The following is a 16,937-nucleotide window of genomic DNA, read 5'->3' on the forward strand; positions in this document are numbered from 1 at the left end:
GGCCGTGACTTGCAGCGGGGCATCGTGCAGAATCGCGTCTCGTCACCGGATTAGTGTTTCATGGATTTCGATCTGATCATCGTAGGCGGGGGGCTTGCAGGCGCTAGCCTGGCGGCCGCACTGCAGGGTACCCGTTATCGGGTTGGGCTGATCGAGGCACGGCCGCCTGTGCCGGTCGACGGCTGGGACCCGCGGGTCTATGCGATCAGCCCGGCTTGCGCGGATTTCCTGCGGGAAATCGGCATCTGGCAGCACCTCGACGCGGATCGGATCGCGCCGGTGCACGCGATGGCGATCCATGGTGATGCGGGCGGTGCGCTGGAGTTTTCGGCCTACGACAGCGGTTTGTCCGAACTTGCGTGGATTGTCGAGTCCGGCCGGCTGCAGCGTGAGCTGTGGGAGACGGTGCGGCGCCAGCACAACGTCACCATGCTCGTCGGCGGTGCTCCGGAGGCGATCGCGATCGAGAAGGGGTGTGTGTCACTGGTACTTCCCGGCAGAAAAACAATCCACGGGCGGCTGGTGGTTGGCGCGGACGGGGCGAACTCCTGGGTGCGCACGCAGGCGGGCATCGATGCCGAGATCAGTCCGTACGGCGAGTGCGGAGTGGTCGCGAATTTCCGTTGTGCAATGGATCATAGGGGCCGTGCGTTCCAGTGGTTCCGCGGCGACGGCATCCTCGCGCTGCTGCCGCTGCCGGGGCGGATGGTCTCGATGGTATGGTCCTGCACCGACGAGTTTGCCGCAGGGCTGCTTGCCCTCGACGCCGAGGCGTTGTGCAGGCGCGTGGCGGAGGCGAGCGGGGGCGCCGTCGGCGACCTGGCGCTGGTCACGCCGGCGCAGGCATTCCCGCTGCGTTTCATGCGCGTGGCGACGATGGTTAAGGAGCGGGTCGCGCTGGTCGGTGATTCCGCGCATGCGATCCATCCGCTGTCGGGGCACGGGATCAACCTCGGTTTCCAGGATGCGCGTGCGCTGGCCGCTGCGCTGAAGGAACTGCCGGCCTGGCGCGATCCGGGCGAGATTTCGGTGTTGCGCGCTTACGCGCGGGCACGCGCGGAAGAGCCTTTCTTGCTTCAATACATGACACACGGGCTCAACCGTCTGTTCGGGGCGCACAATCCCCTGCTGTCGATCTTGCGCAATGTTGGGTTGAACCTCACTGACCGCTTGCCGGTCGTACGGAACGCGCTCGTGCGTTATGCGGTGAGCGGCCGATTCTGAATCCATGGAGATGCTGATGTTGAAGAAGGTAGTTCGCCCGCTCGTCGCGGCGCTTGGCTTTTTGGTGCTCGCGCAGGGCGCTGCCTGGGCAGACGAGTCAGATGTGAAAAAGGCGGTCGAAGCCTTTGTGGGTTCCCCCGCGGTGGAGTCGGTGGCCAAGGTGCCCTATGGCGGCCTCTACGAGGTGGTATTGAAGAGCGGCGAACTCATCTATACGGACGACAAGGTCACGTTCTTTCTCGACGGCCGCGTGATCGATACGAAGACGCGGAAGGATGTCACTGCGGCGCGCATGGCCCAGTTGTCGTCGATCGATTTCGCGTCCTTGCCGCTGGACCACGCAATCAAGCAGGTGCGCGGCAACGGTTCCCGTGTGCTGGTGACCTTCGAGGATCCGAACTGCACCTACTGCAAGCGCCTCGGCAAGGAGCTGGTGCAGATGAAGGATGTCACGCTCTATACCTTCCTGTACCCGATCCTGAGTCCGGATTCGACCGAGAAGGCGCGCAACATCTGGTGCGCGAAGGACCGCGCGAAGGCCTGGAACGAGTGGATCCTCGAGGCGAAGACGCCGGCTGTCGCGAAATGCGACAGCGCGGTGGTCGATCGCAACGTGGCGCTCGGGCAGAAGCTGCGCGTCAACGGCACACCGACCCTGTTCCTGGCGGACGGGCGTCGGCTGGGCGGCTACGTGCCGGCGGCTGAATTGGAGCAGCACCTCGCGAGCGTGGCGAAGTAGCGCTCGTACCGGGGGCGCGACTGGCGCGCCCTCGTTTCTCTTGGTGCGTGCGTGTTACAAGGCGCCGCTTTCGTTCGGCAGGATGACCCACAGCTGCCCCTGCTGACGCATGCGGCCCGCCTGGATGCCGGCGTCGGGCCCGGGACCCCAGAAGAAGTCCGCGCGCACGGCGCCCTTGATCGCGCCCCCGGTGTCCTGTGCGAGCATCAGCCGGCGCAGCGGGCGATCGCTGTTGGGTGTCGTCGTGGCGAGGAAGACAGGCGCGCCGAGCGGGATGGTGCGCGGGTCGACGGCGAGGCTGCGGCCTGCGGTGAGGGGCACGCCGAGCGCACCGGTGGGACCGCCGTTCGATGCCGGCATTTCCTTGAAGAATACGTAGCTCGGGTTGCTGTGCAGGAGCTCCGCGAGTCTGCCGGGGTTCGCCTTCGCCCAGCTCTTGATGCCGTCCATCGAAGCCTTTTCGAGCGGCAGCTCGCCCTGGTTCACCAGCCAGCGGCCGATCGACTGGTAGGGGTGACCGTTCTGGTCGGCATAGCCGATGCGGATCTGGCTGCCGTCGGGCAGCTCCACGCGTCCGGAGCCCTGCACCTGGAGAAAGAAGAGGTCGATGGGATCGGCGGCCCACAGCAGCGTCGGCGCGGGCGAGCGGTCCTGCATGCGGTCGAGTTCGGCACGCGTCCAGTAGGGCACGACCTTGTTGCCGACGAGGCGCCCGCGCAGGCGCTGGCCGCGCAGATCGGGGTAGAGATCGCCGAAATCTATCGTCAGCATGTCGCTCGGCACGCCGTGAACCGGCCAGGCGAAGCGCTCCGACCGTGTGCGGTTGCCCTTGATGACGGGTTCGTAGTAGCCGGTGATCAGCCCGTCTGCGCTGCCGTCCGGGTTACGGACGGCCCACGGGCTGAACCGGCGTTCGATGAACTGGCGGATGACGCCTGCGTTCGGGGTTTCGCCCAGGCGTTGCGCTTCGTCACATGCGCGCTGCCAGCGCGGTTGTTTCGCGAGCGCCTTGCAGGACTGACGCAGGGCAGGCCAGGCCTGCGCGAGATCGTCGTTGTGCCAGTCGGGTAGCTCGTTCCAGCTCGCGCGGTGCAGGGCTTCCGCTGCGGTGGGCGCCACGGGCGCCTGGGCGGGGGCCGGGGCGGTCGGAGCGGGGCAGCTCGGGCATGCGGGGCAGGGCTTGACCGCGGCGCAGGGGCCCGTCGCGGTGGCTGCCGGGACCGGCGGCTGGCTGGCGCAGGCAGCGAGGAGCAGGAAGGGAAGGAGACACAGCAGGCGCTGAGGGGTCGGTATGGGGACGCGCCGGTTCATGGGGAGGATCGGGTAGACTCGTGAAACGTGGGGCCGCCAGTATACCGGCTCGCATGGATCTGCCCGAATCGCTATTCCGGCCGGAGAGTGCAATGTGGGTGATTTTTCTGGAAGCGGGTGTCGCACTCGCGCTGCTGTTGGTGATCGTCTGGGCGACTTGGCCAAGGCGTCGTGAGGATGATGCGGAGAAAGGAAGAACGAGTCGAGATGAATGATCTGGTGCAGTTGGTGGCGCGTGCGGAGAAGTTGATCGGGCGTCTGGAACAGTTGTTGCCGCGTCCGGTCGAGGCCCCGGACTGGCCGGCGGCAACGGCCTTTCTGTGGCGCAGGCGGAACGGGCACGCGAGCCTGGTACCGGTAAGGCGCCCGCACGAAATCCGGCTCAAGGACCTGCGCGACGTCGATGGGCAGAAGGCGCGCATCGACATGAACACGCGCCAGTTCCTCGCGGGCGGGCGGGCGAACAACGTGCTGCTGACCGGGGCGCGCGGCACGGGCAAGTCGTCGCTGGTGAAGGCGCTGCTGAATGCGTACGCCGCCAAGGGGCTGCGCCTGATCGAAGTCGACCGCGATGACCTGATGGATCTGCCCGAGATCATCGAGATGGTCCAGGGGCGCCCGGAGCGCTTCATCCTGTTCTGCGACGATCTGTCCTTCGAAGACGCGGAGCCCGCGTACAAGGCGCTGAAGAGCGTGCTCGACGGGTCGGTCGCGGCGGTGCCGGACAATGTGCTGATCTATGCGACCTCGAACCGGCGGCATCTGATGCCCGAGTATCACGACGAGAACCGGCAGGCGAAGCACGTCGATGGCGAGATTCATCCGGGCGAGGCGGTCGAGGAGAAGATTTCGCTGTCGGAACGTTTTGGCCTGTGGATCTCGTTCTATCCGTTCAGCCAGGACGAGTATCTGGAGATCGTCGCGTACTGGCTGAAGAGCTTCGGGCTGAGCCGCAAGGCGATCGACGAGGCGCGGCAGGAGGCGTTGCAGTGGGCGCTGATGCGCGGTTCCCGTTCCGGCCGGGTCGCGTGGCAGTTCGCGCGCGACTGGGCGGGGCGCATCGAGGCGGGAACCGGGCAATGACGAAGCGTGTCGAGGTCGCGGCGGGGGTGATTTTCCGCGGGGACGGCCGCTTCCTGCTCGGGCAGCGGGGGCCCGATACGTTTTACGCGGGCTACTGGGAGTTCCCCGGCGGCAAGGTCGAGCCGGGCGAGTCGCCCGCCGACGCGCTGATCCGGGAGCTGGACGAGGAGCTGGGCATCCGTGTCCGCGCCGTGCGTCCGTGGATCACGCGTGAGCATCGCTACGAGCATGCGCATGTGCGGCTGCATTTCTTCGAGGTCGCCGAGTGGGAGGGCGAACTGCACGATCACGTGCATAGCGCGCTGTTGTGGGAGCGCGTGGAAGCACTGCAGGTCGGTCCCATGCTGCCGGCGAACGGCCCGGTCCTGAAGGCCTTGCGGCTGCCGCGCTGGATGGGGATCACGCACGCGGGCGAGGTCGGTGTCGCCGTGCAACTCGCACAGATCGACACGGCGCTCGCGCGCGGCGTGAAGCTGATCCAGGTGCGCGAGCCGGGGATGGCGGTGCCCGAGTTTGGCGCCTTCGTGGGCGAGGTCGTGAATCGCGCCCGGCGGCATGGGGCGCTGGTCGTGGTGAACGGCAGCGTCGATGTTGCGGCGAGGGTCCGGGCTGACGGCGTGCACCTGTCGGCCGCGCAGCTCATGGCACTGGAGCAGCGGCCCGGGCTGGAGTGGGTCGGGGCGTCGTGCCACACGCGCGCGGAGCTGGAGCGGGCTGCGGCGCTGGGCGTGGACTATGTGCTGCTCGGCTCAGTGCTGGTGACGCCCACACATCCGGGACAGGCGGGGCTGGGGTGGGAGCGCTTCGCTGAGCTCGTGCGCGGACTGCCCATGCCGGTGCTCGCGCTGGGCGGGCTTCAGCCGGACGACATGGAGTGCGCGCGGCGCGCGGGGGCGCACGGCATCGCCGCGATACGCGGCAGTTGGGCTCAGCCCTGAGACGACTGGCCGGAGGGCCCGTGTTCGCCTGGGTCGCCCGGGTCGGCGGCCGGGACGCGGTAGTCCTCCGACGCCCAGGCCCCGAGGTCGATCTGCTTGCAGCGTTCGGAGCAGAACGGGCGGAAGCGGTTCTCCGGCACCCAGCGGACCGGGGTGCCGCAGTGCGGGCATTTGACGGTGCGGACCTGAGACATGGCTTGCGGCCTCAGAGGCTGCAGAAGGTAAGTTCGAATTCTACGTCGCGGTCGGACAGTCGTGGGCGGATGACCGTTTCCGACAGCATGAAGCGGACGTTGAGCGCGTACTTGTTGGCGCTGATCTCGGGCACGACCGCGTCGGCCGGCGACAGGCGCAGGCGCAGCATCTGGGCGCTGCGTCCGGCCATCATCAGCTGGTAGGTGCCGCTGCGGGCGACCTGTGTTTCGGGGCGGCCGCTGGCGCGCAGCAGGCGCAGGACGATCGCGAGGCCGTCGCGGATCGGCAGCATCGGGTGCACCCAGTTCGAGAGGTCGTGCCGGCGCTGGTCGGCGTCGCGCTGCAGCCAGAAATGGTAGGAGGGCAGATCGAACTGGCACACGCCGCCGGGGATGGAGGCACGGCTGCGGATCGCCATCAGCCATTCGTTCTCGCGCAAGTACTGGCCGATCTTGCCCGCCATGGCGAGCAGCGACGACGACGCCTGCTCGATCTCGTAGAGGGCGCCCGACAGGGCTTCCTCGGAGATCTCGGGGTTGTTGCGGAAGGAGATGAGGATCTGGCGCTGGCGCTCGAGTTCCTGCACGAGGTCGACCTTGAGGTCGGCGCGGCCCGCGACTTCCAGGATCTCGAACAGGGTCAGCAACGTGACGTGATGGTCTTGCGGGGCATCGCCGCGCGAAAAGTGCGCGAGCTTGTAGTACAGGTCTTCCAGACGCAGGAGGGTGCGGATACGCTCGTTAAGAGGATATTCGTAGCTGATCACCGCATTTGCGCCTGAAAAAAACCGGATCTCCCGTTAGTGCCGGGATGATAGCACAGGGGATATAGAGCGACCCGTACGTTTGCGGGCCGAATATGACCGAAAAGCCTTTGTCCGCGGGCCTTTTCAGGCAACCGCGCGGGCGGCGGCGAGGTACTTTTCGTGTAGGCGGTCGACCTGTGCGATCAGCGCACCGAGGTCGCCGCTGTTGTTGATGACGTCGTCGGCGGCCGCGAGGCGTTGTTCACGGCTCGCCTGCGTCGCCATGATCGCGCGCACCTGGTCCTCGGGCAGCTTGCTGCGGGTCATGACGCGGGCAATCTGGACGTCGACGGGGCAGTCGACGACACACAGGCGGTGGCAGCGCTCGCGATACTTGCCGGATTCGACGAGCAGGGGCACGACCAGCATGACGTAGGGCGTGCTTGCCGCGTTCACCTGGCGGAGGCTTTCGGCGCCGATCGCGGGGTGGAGGATCGCTTCGAGCCGGCGCCGTTCGTTCGGGTCGGCGAAGGCGCGGTCGCGCATCGCCTTGCGGTCGAGCGCGCCTTCCGGCGTGATGACCGCATCGCCGAAGGCCTCGCGGATCGCGGGGATCGCCCTGCCGCCGGGCGCGGTCAGTTCGTGGGCGATGACATCGGTGTCGACGATCGCGACGCCGAGTTCGGCGAAGCGGTCGGCGGCGGCGCTCTTGCCGCTGCCGATGCCGCCCGTGAGGCCGACGACGTAAGGGGTGTCGCTCATGGTGTGCACTCGCTGATGGTGGCGCCCGACCGGCGAACGGTCGGCGAGCTGGTGACGGCCCTGAGCGCGGTGGCCGGACCGTGCACCTCGATACGGTGAATGGTGGTCGATCGCGTGGCGATGCCGGCGCCCCGCACCTGCCGCGCCTGGAGGTTGGCAAGGTGCTGCTGCGCCTTGGCTTCGGTCTTGAACAGGCCGAGCGAGATCGCGTACTGGTTGGGGCCGGCGTCGTTCACGATGAAGAGCTCGGAGATTCCCTGGGCGCGCAATTCGGCGGCGCGCCGTTCGGCGGCTTCACGCCCGCCGGACGGAGGAATGCGTACCCACCAGGCGCTGGGCGTGCTGCTGGTCTTGTGGTCGGTGCGCAGTCCCGGTTTTCCGGCGATGACATTCTGCAGGACGGCGTTCGCCTCGTTCTCGGCGAGCCCGCCGATCTCGACGCAGGCCGCTGCCGGGGGAGTGGCCGCTGCCGGCGCGGCCGGTGTTGTCGCCCGGCCGTTGCCGGCTTCCGGCGCTGCGGCCGTCGGCTCCGCGGGGGGGGCCGGCGGCGGGGTCTCGGTCTCTCGCGGCAGGGTGTCGCTGCCGGGGCGCAGGATGATGCGATCCGGATTGAGCTGGTTGCTGAGGCGCTCGGACTCGCCTTCCGGGGCAGCGGTGCCCAGCCAGCCCCGGATGGATGCCAGGGCGAGCAGGTTGAGCAGCACGAGGATGACGAACACGATGCGCATGGGCGAACTTTACCGGAGAGGCGGCCGATTCGTGCAGCCCGCTCAGAACTTCGGCAGGTGCGCGAGCGACGCGGCGACCGCCTCGGCCGGGTAGTCGTAGTTCTCGAGCTGGCCGGAGAAGAAGCGGTCGTATGAACTCATGTCGAAGTGCCCGTGGCCGGTGAGGTTGAAGAGGATCACCTTGGGTTCGCCGGTCGCCTTGCACGCGAGCGCTTCGTCGATGGCGGCGCGGATCGCGTGGCAGGATTCGGGCGCCGGGATGATGCCTTCGCTGCGCGCGAACATGACCCCCGCGTCGAAGGTGGCGAGCTGGGGCACGGCGACCGCTTCGAGCAGGCCCTCGTGGTAGAGCTGCGACACCAGCGGCGAGTCGCCGTGGTAGCGCAGGCCGCCCGCGTGGATGCCCGGGGGCATGAAGTCGTGGCCCAGCGTGTACATCTTCATCATCGGCGTGAAGCCGGAGGCGTCGCCGAAGTCGTAGGCGTACTGGCCTTTCGTCAGCGTCGGGCAGGAGGTCGGCTCGACGGCGACGCAGCGCAGCTTCTCGGCACGCTTGTCGCCGGAGGCCTTGTCGGCGAGGAAGGGAAAGGCGATGCCGCCGAAGCTGGAGCCGCCGCCGCAGGGGCCGAGCACGACGTCGGGGTAGAGGCCGATCTTGTCGAACTGCTTCTTCGCCTCGAGACCGATGATGGTCTGGTGCAGCAGCACGTGGTTGAGCACCGAGCCGAGGGTGTAGTTGGTGTCGGCGCGGCCCGCGGCTTCCTCGACCGCTTCGGAGATCGCGAGGCCGAGCGAGCCCGGGTTGTCCGCATCCTTGGCGAGCGCGTCGCGGCCGGTCTGGGTCATGTCGGACGGGCTCGCGAATACCTCGGCGCCCCAGGTCTGCATCATCAGGCGGCGGTAGGGCTTCTGGTGATAGCTCACCTTGACCATGTAGACGCGCACGTCGAGGCCGAACATCTGGCCGGCGAAGGAGATCGACGAGCCCCACTGGCCGGCGCCGGTCTCGGTGGCGAGGCGCTTGATGCCGGCCTGCTTGTTGTAGAAGGCCTGCGGGACGGCGGAGTTGGGCTTGTGCGAGCCGGCCGGGGAGACGCCTTCGTTCTTGAAGAAAATCTTTGCCGGGGTGCCCAGCGCGCGTTCGAGGCGCACGGCGCGCATCAGCGGGCTGGGGCGCCAGATCTTGTAGATCTCGCGCACTTCGTCGGGAATCGCGATCCAGCGTTCGGCGCTCATCTCCTGTTCGAGGATCTGGCCCGGGAAGATCGCCATCATCTGCTCGGGGCTGACCGGCTTGCCGTCCGGCCCGAGCGAGGGGGTGGGCGGATTGGGCATGTCGGCGACGACGTTGTACCAGTGCGTCGGGATCTCGTTCTCTTCGAGCAGGATGCGGGTCGGTTCGGTCATGTTGTGGTCTCCCTCGGTGTCTTGCGGCAGTGTGGCGATGCGCCCGCGCTAGGGTGTGTCGGGCTGTGTGGCGGCGACCGCGAGGCCCTTGAGGACCAGGTTGTCGACGCGGCGAAGCGGGATGTCGAGCAGTTCGGCGAGCGCGTCCGCACCGCCGCCGCTCAGGAGGCACAGGGCCTGCGGCGCGTGGGCGATCTGGCGGAACATGCGCTCGACGGCGCCGGCCTGCGCATTGAGGCAGCCGGATACGATGGCGTCGGCGGTGTTGTGTGGTGCCTTGGTGAAGCGCCCGTCGGCGAAGGGCAGCTGGGCGGTGTCGCGGGCGAGCGAGCGGCGCATCAGGTGCTCGCCGGGCAGGATGACGCCGCCGCGGAAGAGGCCGTCGGCGTCGAGGATGTCGATGGTCGTGGCGGTGCCGGCGTTGATCACGAGGCAGGCGGCCGGATGCAGCGCGCGCGCGCCGATCAGCGCGGCCCAGCGATCGGTGCCGAGCTGGCCGGGGGTGTCGTAGGCATTGCGTACGCCGCAGCACGTGGCCGTGGAGCACAGCCATTCGGGCGCGGGCGCGCGGCCGCGCAGCGCCTCGGCGATGGCGTTGGCGACGTGGCTTCCGGCGACGTTGGAGCCGAAGACCCGGTCGATGCGCACTGGGGCTGCCGCGACGGTTGCGAACTCGTCGAGGTGCCCGTGTTCCAGCGCGCCCTCGTCCTGCCACGCGCCACCGGCGAACAGGCCCCATTTGACGCGGGTGTTGCCGGCGTCGATCAGCAGGATCACTGCACGGCCCTCAGCGAAACGTCGCCGGTGAGGATGCGGATCGGGCCCTCGTCGGTGCGAAGGAGCAGCGCGCCGTCGTCGTCCACGCCGATGCAGATGCCGGTGAGTTCGCGCCCGTCGCCGCTGACGCGCACCGGCAGATCGGCGAAGGCATTGCGTTGCTGCCAGGCGCCGCGCAGCGCCGGGAAGCCGGCTGCGGCGTAGGTGTCGAACAGGACGTGCAGCTCGGCGAGGACGGCGGCGAGCAGCCGGTTGCGGTCCGGCAGCGGTTCGAGATGCTGGCCGAGGTCGGTGACGGCCGGCTGGTCGGGAATGTGGGCGTCCGCGGGCAGGTGCAGGTTGATGCCGATGCCCACGACGGCGGCCGGGGTGCGGCCGCGGCCGGGCAGGAGTTCGACGAGAATGCCGGCGAGCTTGTGGCCGTGCACGAGCACGTCGTTCGGCCATTTCAGTTGCAGGCCCTGCACGCCGAGCTTTTCCAGCGCACGGACGACCGCCAGGCCGGCGACGAGCGAGAGCCCCGCCGGCACCGGGGCGCCGGGTGCAAAGCGCCACAGCGTCGAGAAGGTGAGGCTGCCGCCCGGCCAGGACTGCCACTGCCGTCCGCGCCGTCCGCGCCCCGCGGTCTGACGTTCGGCGACGACGGCGTGGATGCGTCCGTCGTCGGCCGGGGTCGTGTCCATGAGCACGCTGTTCGTCGACGCGCATTCCTCCAGCACCTGCACGTCGAAAGTGCCGGCGAGATCGCCGAGTTGCTGGAGGATGGCGGCGGCGTTCAGCGGCGCGTCGGAGGTGGATGAGCTCAAGCCGGTCTTCCCGTGCGATACGTGAAAACCTGCATTATCCGACATTGCATGCGCATGCACGAGTGCGGTGCGCGGCATCCCGGCCGCCGGGCGGAGCAGACGTCAGGCGGCCGGCGGCGGCGCCGCGCGTTCGTCGTCCATGCCGAGTTCCTGGATCTTGCGCGTGATCGTGTTGCGGCCGATCCCCAGGAGTTGCGCGGCCTCGATGCGGCGGCCGCCGGTCGCGCCGAGGGCGCGCCGGATCAGGGTGCGCTCGAAATCGCGCGTGAGGCGGTCGAACACCTCGCCGGGCGAGGCCGCGATCAGGCGGTCGGCTTCGAGCGCGAGGCCGTCGGCCCAGCTGATCGGGGCCTCGCGTTCGGGCTGGGCCTTCATGTCGGGAGGCAGGTCGGCGATCTCGACGACCTGGCCGGGCGCCATCACGGTGAGCCAGTGGCACAGGTTCTCGAGCTGGCGCACGTTGCCGGGGAAGGGCAGGGCCTGCAGGTACTTGATCGCGGCGTCCGAGACGCGCTTTGACTCGACGCCGAGGTCGCGTGCGCTCTTCTGCAGGAAGTGCGGGATGAGCAGCGGGATGTCCTCGCGGCGCTCGCGCATCGGCGGCAGGCGCAGGCGGATCACGTTGAGGCGGTGGAACAGGTCTTCGCGGAAGAGGCCCTGACGCACGCGCTCCTCGAGGTTCTGGTGCGTGGCGGCGATGACGCGCACGTTGGCGCGGATCGGCTGCTGGCCGCCGACGCGGTAGAAGTGGTTATCGGACAGCACGCGCAGCAGACGCGTCTGCAGCTCGGCGGGCATGTCGCCGATCTCGTCGAGGAAGAGCGTGCCGCCGTCGGCCTGCTCGAAGCGTCCGCGCCGCTGCGCCGCCGCCCCGGTGAAGGCGCCGCGTTCGTGGCCGAACAGCTCCGATTCGAGCAGGTCGCGCGGGATCGCCGCGGTGTTGATGGCGATGAAGGGGGCGTCGGTGCGCGGGCTGTGACGGTGCAGGGCGCGCGCGACCAGCTCCTTGCCGGTGCCCGATTCGCCATTGATGAGCACGGTCGCGTGCGACTGGGCAAGCCGCCCGATCGCGCGGAAGACTTCCTGCATCGCCGGGGCCTGGCCGAGGATCTCCGGGGCGAGGGTGGCGCTCTCGGGAGCACCTTTCTGGTGCGAGCTTTGCGCGATCGCGCGCTGAACCAGTGCAACGGCCTGGTCGACGTCGAAGGGCTTGGGCAGGTATTCGAAGGCGCCGCCCTGGAAGGCGGAGACGGCGCTCTCGAGATCCGAGTAGGCGGTCATGATGATGACCGGCAGCTGCGGGTGAAGCGTTTTCGCGCGCTTGAGCAGGCCGAGGCCCGACTCGCCGGGCATGCGGATGTCGGAAATCAGGACCTTGGGCGGGACGGGTTCGACTTCGAGGGCCGACAGCGCTTCCTGGGCGGACGCGAAGCTGCGGTGGGAAATGTCCTCCCGGCCGAGCGCTTTTTCGAGCACCCAGCGGATGGAGCGGTCATCGTCAACGATCCAGACGGTGTTCATTACGCATGCACCTTTTTGGTGCGACCGGCCGCCCCGTCGGGGGTCAGGCACGGTCGATAATCGGCAACAGGATGGTGAAGCAGGTGCGGCCCTTGCGGCTTTCGACCTCGATCATGCCCTGGTGCTGTTCCACGAAGCTCTGCGCCAGCGACAGGCCCAGCCCGCTTCCCCCTTCACGCCCCGAAACCAGCGGATAGAAGATCTTGTCGCGGATCTCGTCCGGGATGCCGGGGCCGTTGTCGATGACTTGCAATTCCAGTGCCAGCTTGAAGCGGCGCTTCGCGAGCGTGACCTGGCGCGCGACGCGCGTGCGCAGGCGGATCTCGCCGCGGCCGTTCATCGCCTGGGCGGCGTTGCGCGCGATGTTAAGGATGGCCTGGATGAGTTGTTCGCGGTCGGCGGTGAGTTCCGGCAGGCTCGTGTCGTAGTCGCGCCGGATCGCGATCTCGGGGAATTCGGCGAGGATCAGGCGGCGCACGCGTTCCAGCACGTCGTGGATGTTGAGCTGGTTGGGGCGCATCATGCAGTGCGAGGTCAGCAGCCGGTTCATCAGGTCCTGCAGGCGGTCGGCCTCGGCGATGATCACTTCGGTGTATTCGCGCAGTTGCGGGTCGGCGAGCTCGCGTTCGAGCAGTTGCGCCGAGCCCCGGATGCCGCCGAGCGGATTCTTGATCTCGTGCGCGAGGTTGCGGATCAGTTCGCGGTTGGCCTGCTGCTGTTGCAGCAGCTGCTCCTCGCGGGCCACCCGCAGCTGTGCGTCGATCGGGCGGAATTCGAGCAGCAGCCGCAGGTCGGCTGCCTCGGCGGGGCTCACGGTGCAGTCGACGTGCAGCGGATCGGCGTCGGGGCGCGCGATCTTGAGATCCTGCCCGGTGTAGCTCCAGTTCCTGCGCAGGGCGTTGTCGAGCGCGGCGGCGAGTCCTGCCGGCTCGCCGAGGAGCTGCGACAGGGGCGCCCCGATCAGGCGCCGGTGGCTGACGGCGAAGAGGTTTTCGGCGCCGGCGTTGAGGTAGCGGATCAGGAGGTGGTCATCGACGACGACGACCGCCGACGAGAGGAGATCGAGCCCCGCGAAGGGGCCCGCGAGACCGGGAGGCTTGGGCGTATTCGGCATGTGTGTGTTCTCGAAGTCCCGGGTGGTCTCGCAAAAAACACGCCAGAATGCATGTGCCCTTATTTGAGGTTGCCGATTTCCTTCTTCAGCGCGTCGATATTGCGCTGGTGCAGTTCTACTTGTTCGCGCAGGGGTTGCAGGCGGTTCTGCACGACGGGCAGCCGGCGCTCGGCGCTCGGGTAGCGTCCTTCCGTCTCGCCAAGGGACTTGTTGGCTTCGGCGAGCGCGCTTTCCTCGGTCGCGAGTTCCTTTTCGAGGACTTCCCGCCGCGTGTCGTCGCGGGCACGCTGCGCGTCGGGCGACACGCGCGGGAAGTTCGACGGGGTCGGCTGCGATGCAGATGGTGCGCGCTTCGCGGGGGTGGGCACGGACGACACGGCCTGATCCTCGGCGAGTTGCTTGCAGCCGCGTCCCTGGTTGCGGTCGTTCGTGTAGGTGACGGCGCCGTTGGCATCGACGCACTTGTAAACCTGGGCTTGTGCCAGCGGTGATACGAGCAGAAGAAGCAGTACCGGAAGTATTCGCATGTCCGTCGGTCGGAGAGTCGGGGATGCGTCCGGAACCACGGCGGACGGATCCCGCAAGGCAATTCGTGGGGCATTAGACCGCATAAAAAAGGGACGGGCAATGCCCGTCCCTTTTCGACCTCAGCGCAACGCGAAGGTTACAGGCTGTAGTACATGTCGAATTCCACCGGGTGGGTGGTGATGCGCATGCGATCGACTTCTTCCATCTTCAGCGCGATGTACGCGTCGATGAAGTCGTTCGAGAACACGCCGCCGCGGGTCAGGAACTCGCGGTCCTTGTCGAGGTACTCGAGCGCCTGGTCGAGGCTGGTGCACACGGTCGGGATCTTTGCATCCTCTTCCGGCGGCAGGTCGTACAGGTTCTTGTCGGCCGGGTCGCCCGGGTGGATCTTGTTCTGGATGCCGTCGAGGCCCGCCATCATCAGGGCCGAGAAGCACAGGTACGGGTTGGCCAGGGGATCCGGGAAGCGCGATTCGATGCGGCGGCCCTTCGGGTTGGCGGTGTAGGGGATGCGGATCGAGGCCGAGCGGTTGCGCGCCGAGTAGGCGAGCTTGGTCGGGGCTTCGTAGTGCGGCACGAGGCGCTTGTACGAGTTGGTGCCCGGGTTGGTGATCGCGTTCAGTGCGCGGGCGTGCTTGATGATGCCGCCGATGTAGTACAGCGCGATCTCCGACAGGCCGGCATAGCCGTTGCCTGCGAAGAGGTTCTGGCCGTCCTTCCAGATCGACTGGTGCACGTGCATGCCCGAGCCGTTGTCGCCGACGATCGGCTTCGGCATGAAGGTGGCGGTCTTGCCGTACTGGTGCGCGACGTTATGCACGATGTACTTGAGGATCTGGGTCCAGTCGGCGCGCTGGGTCAGGGTGCTGAACTTGGTGCCGATCTCGCACTGGCCGGCGTTCGCGACTTCGTGGTGATGCACTTCGACCGGCACGCCGGCCGCTTCGAGCGCGAGCACCATCGCGGCGCGCACGTCGTTGAGGCTGTCGACCGGGGGAACCGGGAAGTAGCCGCCCTTGACGCGCGGACGGTGGCCGGTGTTGCCGCCTTCGAACTTGTCGGCGGTCGACCACGCGGCTTCTTCCGAGATGATCTTGCTATACACGCCCGACATGTCGACGTTCCACTCGACGGAGTCGAAGATGAAGAATTCGGGTTCCGGGCCGAAGAACGCGGTGTCGCCCAGGCCGGTGCTCTTCAGGTAGGCCTCGGCGCGCTTGGCGATCGAGCGCGGGTCGCGGTCGTAGCCCTTGCCGTCCGACGGTTCGATGACGTCGCAGGTCAGCACCAGGGTGGTTTCGTCGAAGAACGGGTCGATGTAGGCGGTGCGGGCTTCCGGCAGCAGGATCATGTCGGAGGCCTGGATGCCTTTCCAGCCGGCCAGCGAGGAGCCGTCGAAGGGGTGGCCGTGCTCGAAGTGGTCTTCCTCGAAGGCCGAGACCGGCAGGCCGACGTGGTGCTCTTTGCCACGGGTATCAGTAAAACGCAGGTCAACGAAGCGGACCTCGTTTTCCTGAATCATCTTCATGACGTCTTGAGCGTTCATATTCACTCCTGGTGAGAAGAGGCAAAAGCGGTTGGTTAATAACGGCAAACTTCCGTTGAGGCGAAAGCAAGCAGTATCTGTGCCATACGTGTATCGGACTGTGCCGGGCATTGTGCCACAAGGGCGGCTGAACGTAGCGCGGCCGCACGCGAACGCATTGATCGCGAAGGGGGTTGGCAGGGCGGAAGACGGGCCTTCGGCATCGCCCATCCGCGGCCCACGATGAATGCGTGCCGAAAGGCACCGGAATGGTGCGCGATTCCGTCCTGAAGGCACTGTTATGGTGCAATTCGGCTCAGGATGGTGATGGCGCGGTAGTGGGGGTGTTCGGCGAGCAGGGTCTCGATGCGCAGGCGCAATTCTTCGCGGCTGGTTTCGGCCAGATCGTCCGTGCTCAGGATCACTTCGGCCTCGATGCGGTCGCCGAGGTAGTGGATGAGCACGCGCGGCGGCGCCGCGAGGGCGTCGCCGAACAGGTCTTCCAGCGTACGCACGATTTCGGTGCGACCGGGCAGAGGGGCAGGGCCGGCGCTCGGGGCGAGGATCGCGTCGTCTTCGGAATCGACGTGCACCAGCACTTCGCGCACCTCGGGGTGGGCGGCGCGGACGCGGAAGTACACGGTGTCGGAGATCCGGTGTCCCTCGGACACGGTGATGCGGGGATCGACCTGGATGTGGGCGTCGCACAGCACGCGGTCGGCCATGCGCCGCGTGCGCAGGTCATGCAGGCCGATCACGCCCGGGGTGGTGCGGATGGTGTCGCGGATGCGCGCGACGTCCTGCTCCGACAGGCCGGTATCGATGAGCTCGCGCACGGCGCGCCAGACGAGGCGCACGCCCATGTGCACGATCAGGAAGCCGACGACGGCGGCCGCGAGCGGTTCGAGGAAGCGGTGGCCGGCGAGGCTGCCGCCGATGCCGATGGCGACGACGAGCGAGGAGGCGGCGTCCGAGCGGGCGTGCCAGGCGTTGGCTTCGAGGACGGGGGCCTTCAGGCGCCGGCTTGCGGCGAGCGTGTAGCGGAACAGGATTTCCTTCGCCACGAGCGTCACCAGCGCCATGCCCAGCGCCGCCGGATGCAGCGGCGGCGCGGCGGCCATGTGCTGCAGGCGCAGGCCGGAGCTCCACAGGAAGCCCACGCCGACGACCGCGAGCACCGCGCCCAGCAGCATCGACACCGCGGTCTCGATGCGGCCGTGGCCGTAGGGGTGGTCGCGGTCGGCCGGCTCGGCGCCGCGTCGCCCGGCGACCAGGACGAGGAAGTCGGTGAATAGGTCCGAGAGCGTGTGCGCCGAGTCGGCGACGAGGCTGAAGGCGTTGGCGAACAGGCCGACGGCGATCTGGCCGGCCGACAGCAGCGTGTTCGTGACGATGGCGGTCAGCGCGGTGCGCTGGATGCCGCGCGCGCGCGCGGCATCCCGTCCTGTGCTGCGCGTGTTGCGTGCTGTTGGGTGGTCCATGGCGTGAGCGGTATACTCGGTGTTCGATCGAACGATTCTATCCGGATGGCTGC

Annotated in this window: 18 protein-coding genes; 5 read left to right on the forward strand and 13 right to left on the reverse strand. The window is 67.8% G+C overall.

Translation table 11 applies throughout. The annotated features are described in order from the left end of the window. Positions 1–60: 60 nt before the first annotated feature. Together CDA09_RS03870 and CDA09_RS03875 are read left to right on the forward strand one after the other, a co-directional pair. Positions 61–1,224, forward strand: a complete 1,164-nt coding sequence (locus CDA09_RS03870) for a UbiH/UbiF family hydroxylase (RefSeq protein WP_121427412.1) — start codon at positions 61–63, stop codon at positions 1,222–1,224. 16 nt (positions 1,225–1,240) lie between these two features. Beyond that, a complete protein-coding gene (locus CDA09_RS03875; RefSeq protein WP_174718408.1) occupies positions 1,241–1,963 on the forward strand; it encodes a DsbC family protein in 723 nt (240 codons plus the stop codon). Positions 1,964–2,017: 54 nt separating this feature from the next. Here CDA09_RS03875 and mltA read toward each other — a convergent pair whose 3' ends face one another. After that, complete coding sequence (gene mltA, locus CDA09_RS03880) at positions 2,018–3,274, reverse strand: murein transglycosylase A (RefSeq protein ID WP_286164371.1); 1,257 nt, start codon at positions 3,272–3,274, stop codon at positions 2,018–2,020. A 53-nt stretch (positions 3,275–3,327) separates the two neighbouring features. Between mltA and CDA09_RS23250 the strand changes: the two genes are divergently transcribed. Genes CDA09_RS23250 through CDA09_RS03890 form a run of 3 tightly spaced genes read left to right on the forward strand, consistent with a single transcriptional unit; the run spans position 3,328 to position 5,295 of the window. Continuing rightward, a complete protein-coding gene (locus tag CDA09_RS23250) occupies positions 3,328–3,489 on the forward strand; it encodes a hypothetical protein (protein WP_164844341.1) in 162 nt (53 codons plus the stop codon). Continuing rightward, positions 3,482–4,357 (forward strand): ATP-binding protein, encoded by an 876-nt coding sequence (locus tag CDA09_RS03885; RefSeq protein ID WP_121427414.1) that lies wholly within the window; start codon positions 3,482–3,484, stop codon positions 4,355–4,357. The genes CDA09_RS23250 and CDA09_RS03885 overlap by 8 nt, the downstream gene beginning before the upstream one ends. Then, positions 4,354–5,295 (forward strand): Nudix family hydrolase, encoded by a 942-nt coding sequence (locus tag CDA09_RS03890; protein ID WP_121427415.1) that lies wholly within the window; start codon positions 4,354–4,356, stop codon positions 5,293–5,295. The genes CDA09_RS03885 and CDA09_RS03890 overlap by 4 nt, the downstream gene beginning before the upstream one ends. On the opposite strand, the gene CDA09_RS03895 is transcribed toward CDA09_RS03890, so the two are convergent. From CDA09_RS03895 to CDA09_RS03950, 12 genes are all read right to left on the reverse strand, one after another. Next, positions 5,286–5,489, reverse strand: a complete 204-nt coding sequence (locus CDA09_RS03895) for a DNA gyrase inhibitor YacG (protein WP_121427416.1) — start codon at positions 5,487–5,489, stop codon at positions 5,286–5,288. The two genes, CDA09_RS03890 and CDA09_RS03895, sit on opposite strands and share 10 nt — an antisense overlap. Positions 5,490–5,500: 11 nt before the next feature. Beyond that, positions 5,501–6,256 (reverse strand): cell division protein ZapD, encoded by a 756-nt coding sequence (gene zapD / locus CDA09_RS03900; RefSeq protein WP_121427417.1) that lies wholly within the window; start codon positions 6,254–6,256, stop codon positions 5,501–5,503. Between the two features lie 123 nt (positions 6,257–6,379). Next, the gene (coaE, locus tag CDA09_RS03905) at positions 6,380–6,997 is read right to left on the reverse strand and encodes a dephospho-CoA kinase (protein ID WP_121427418.1); all 618 of its coding nucleotides are present in this window, start codon (positions 6,995–6,997) and stop codon (positions 6,380–6,382) included. Beyond that, positions 6,994–7,725, reverse strand: coding sequence for an SPOR domain-containing protein (locus CDA09_RS03910; protein WP_121427419.1), 732 nt, complete (start codon positions 7,723–7,725; stop codon positions 6,994–6,996). The genes coaE and CDA09_RS03910 overlap by 4 nt, the downstream gene beginning before the upstream one ends. Positions 7,726–7,767: 42 nt before the next feature. Further along, the gene (locus tag CDA09_RS03915) at positions 7,768–9,132 is read right to left on the reverse strand and encodes a TrpB-like pyridoxal phosphate-dependent enzyme (RefSeq protein WP_121427420.1); all 1,365 of its coding nucleotides are present in this window, start codon (positions 9,130–9,132) and stop codon (positions 7,768–7,770) included. A 48-nt stretch (positions 9,133–9,180) separates the two neighbouring features. Next, on the reverse strand, positions 9,181–9,909 hold the full coding sequence (locus CDA09_RS03920) for a type III pantothenate kinase (protein ID WP_121427421.1): 729 nt from the start codon (positions 9,907–9,909) through the stop codon (positions 9,181–9,183). Beyond that, positions 9,906–10,715, reverse strand: a complete 810-nt coding sequence (locus tag CDA09_RS03925) for a biotin--[acetyl-CoA-carboxylase] ligase (RefSeq protein WP_286164372.1) — start codon at positions 10,713–10,715, stop codon at positions 9,906–9,908. The genes CDA09_RS03920 and CDA09_RS03925 overlap by 4 nt, the downstream gene beginning before the upstream one ends. Positions 10,716–10,817: 102 nt before the next feature. Continuing rightward, positions 10,818–12,236, reverse strand: coding sequence for a nitrogen regulation protein NR(I) (gene ntrC / locus CDA09_RS03930; protein ID WP_121427422.1), 1,419 nt, complete (start codon positions 12,234–12,236; stop codon positions 10,818–10,820). Positions 12,237–12,279: 43 nt separating this feature from the next. Further along, the gene (gene glnL, locus CDA09_RS03935; RefSeq protein WP_121427423.1) at positions 12,280–13,350 is read right to left on the reverse strand and encodes a nitrogen regulation protein NR(II); all 1,071 of its coding nucleotides are present in this window, start codon (positions 13,348–13,350) and stop codon (positions 12,280–12,282) included. A gap of 59 nt (positions 13,351–13,409) precedes the next feature. Beyond that, a complete protein-coding gene (locus CDA09_RS03940; protein WP_121427424.1) occupies positions 13,410–13,877 on the reverse strand; it encodes a DUF4124 domain-containing protein in 468 nt (155 codons plus the stop codon). Between the two features lie 137 nt (positions 13,878–14,014). Then, entirely contained in the window at positions 14,015–15,424 is a 1,410-nt protein-coding gene (gene glnA / locus CDA09_RS03945; RefSeq protein ID WP_121427425.1) for a type I glutamate--ammonia ligase, read from the reverse strand. A 278-nt stretch (positions 15,425–15,702) separates the two neighbouring features. Continuing rightward, on the reverse strand, positions 15,703–16,884 hold the full coding sequence (locus CDA09_RS03950; RefSeq protein WP_121427426.1) for a cation diffusion facilitator family transporter: 1,182 nt from the start codon (positions 16,882–16,884) through the stop codon (positions 15,703–15,705). Between the last annotated feature and the right edge of the window lie 53 nt (positions 16,885–16,937).

Source organism: Azoarcus sp. DN11 (genome assembly GCF_003628555.1).
Classification (GTDB): domain Bacteria; phylum Pseudomonadota; class Gammaproteobacteria; order Burkholderiales; family Rhodocyclaceae; genus Aromatoleum.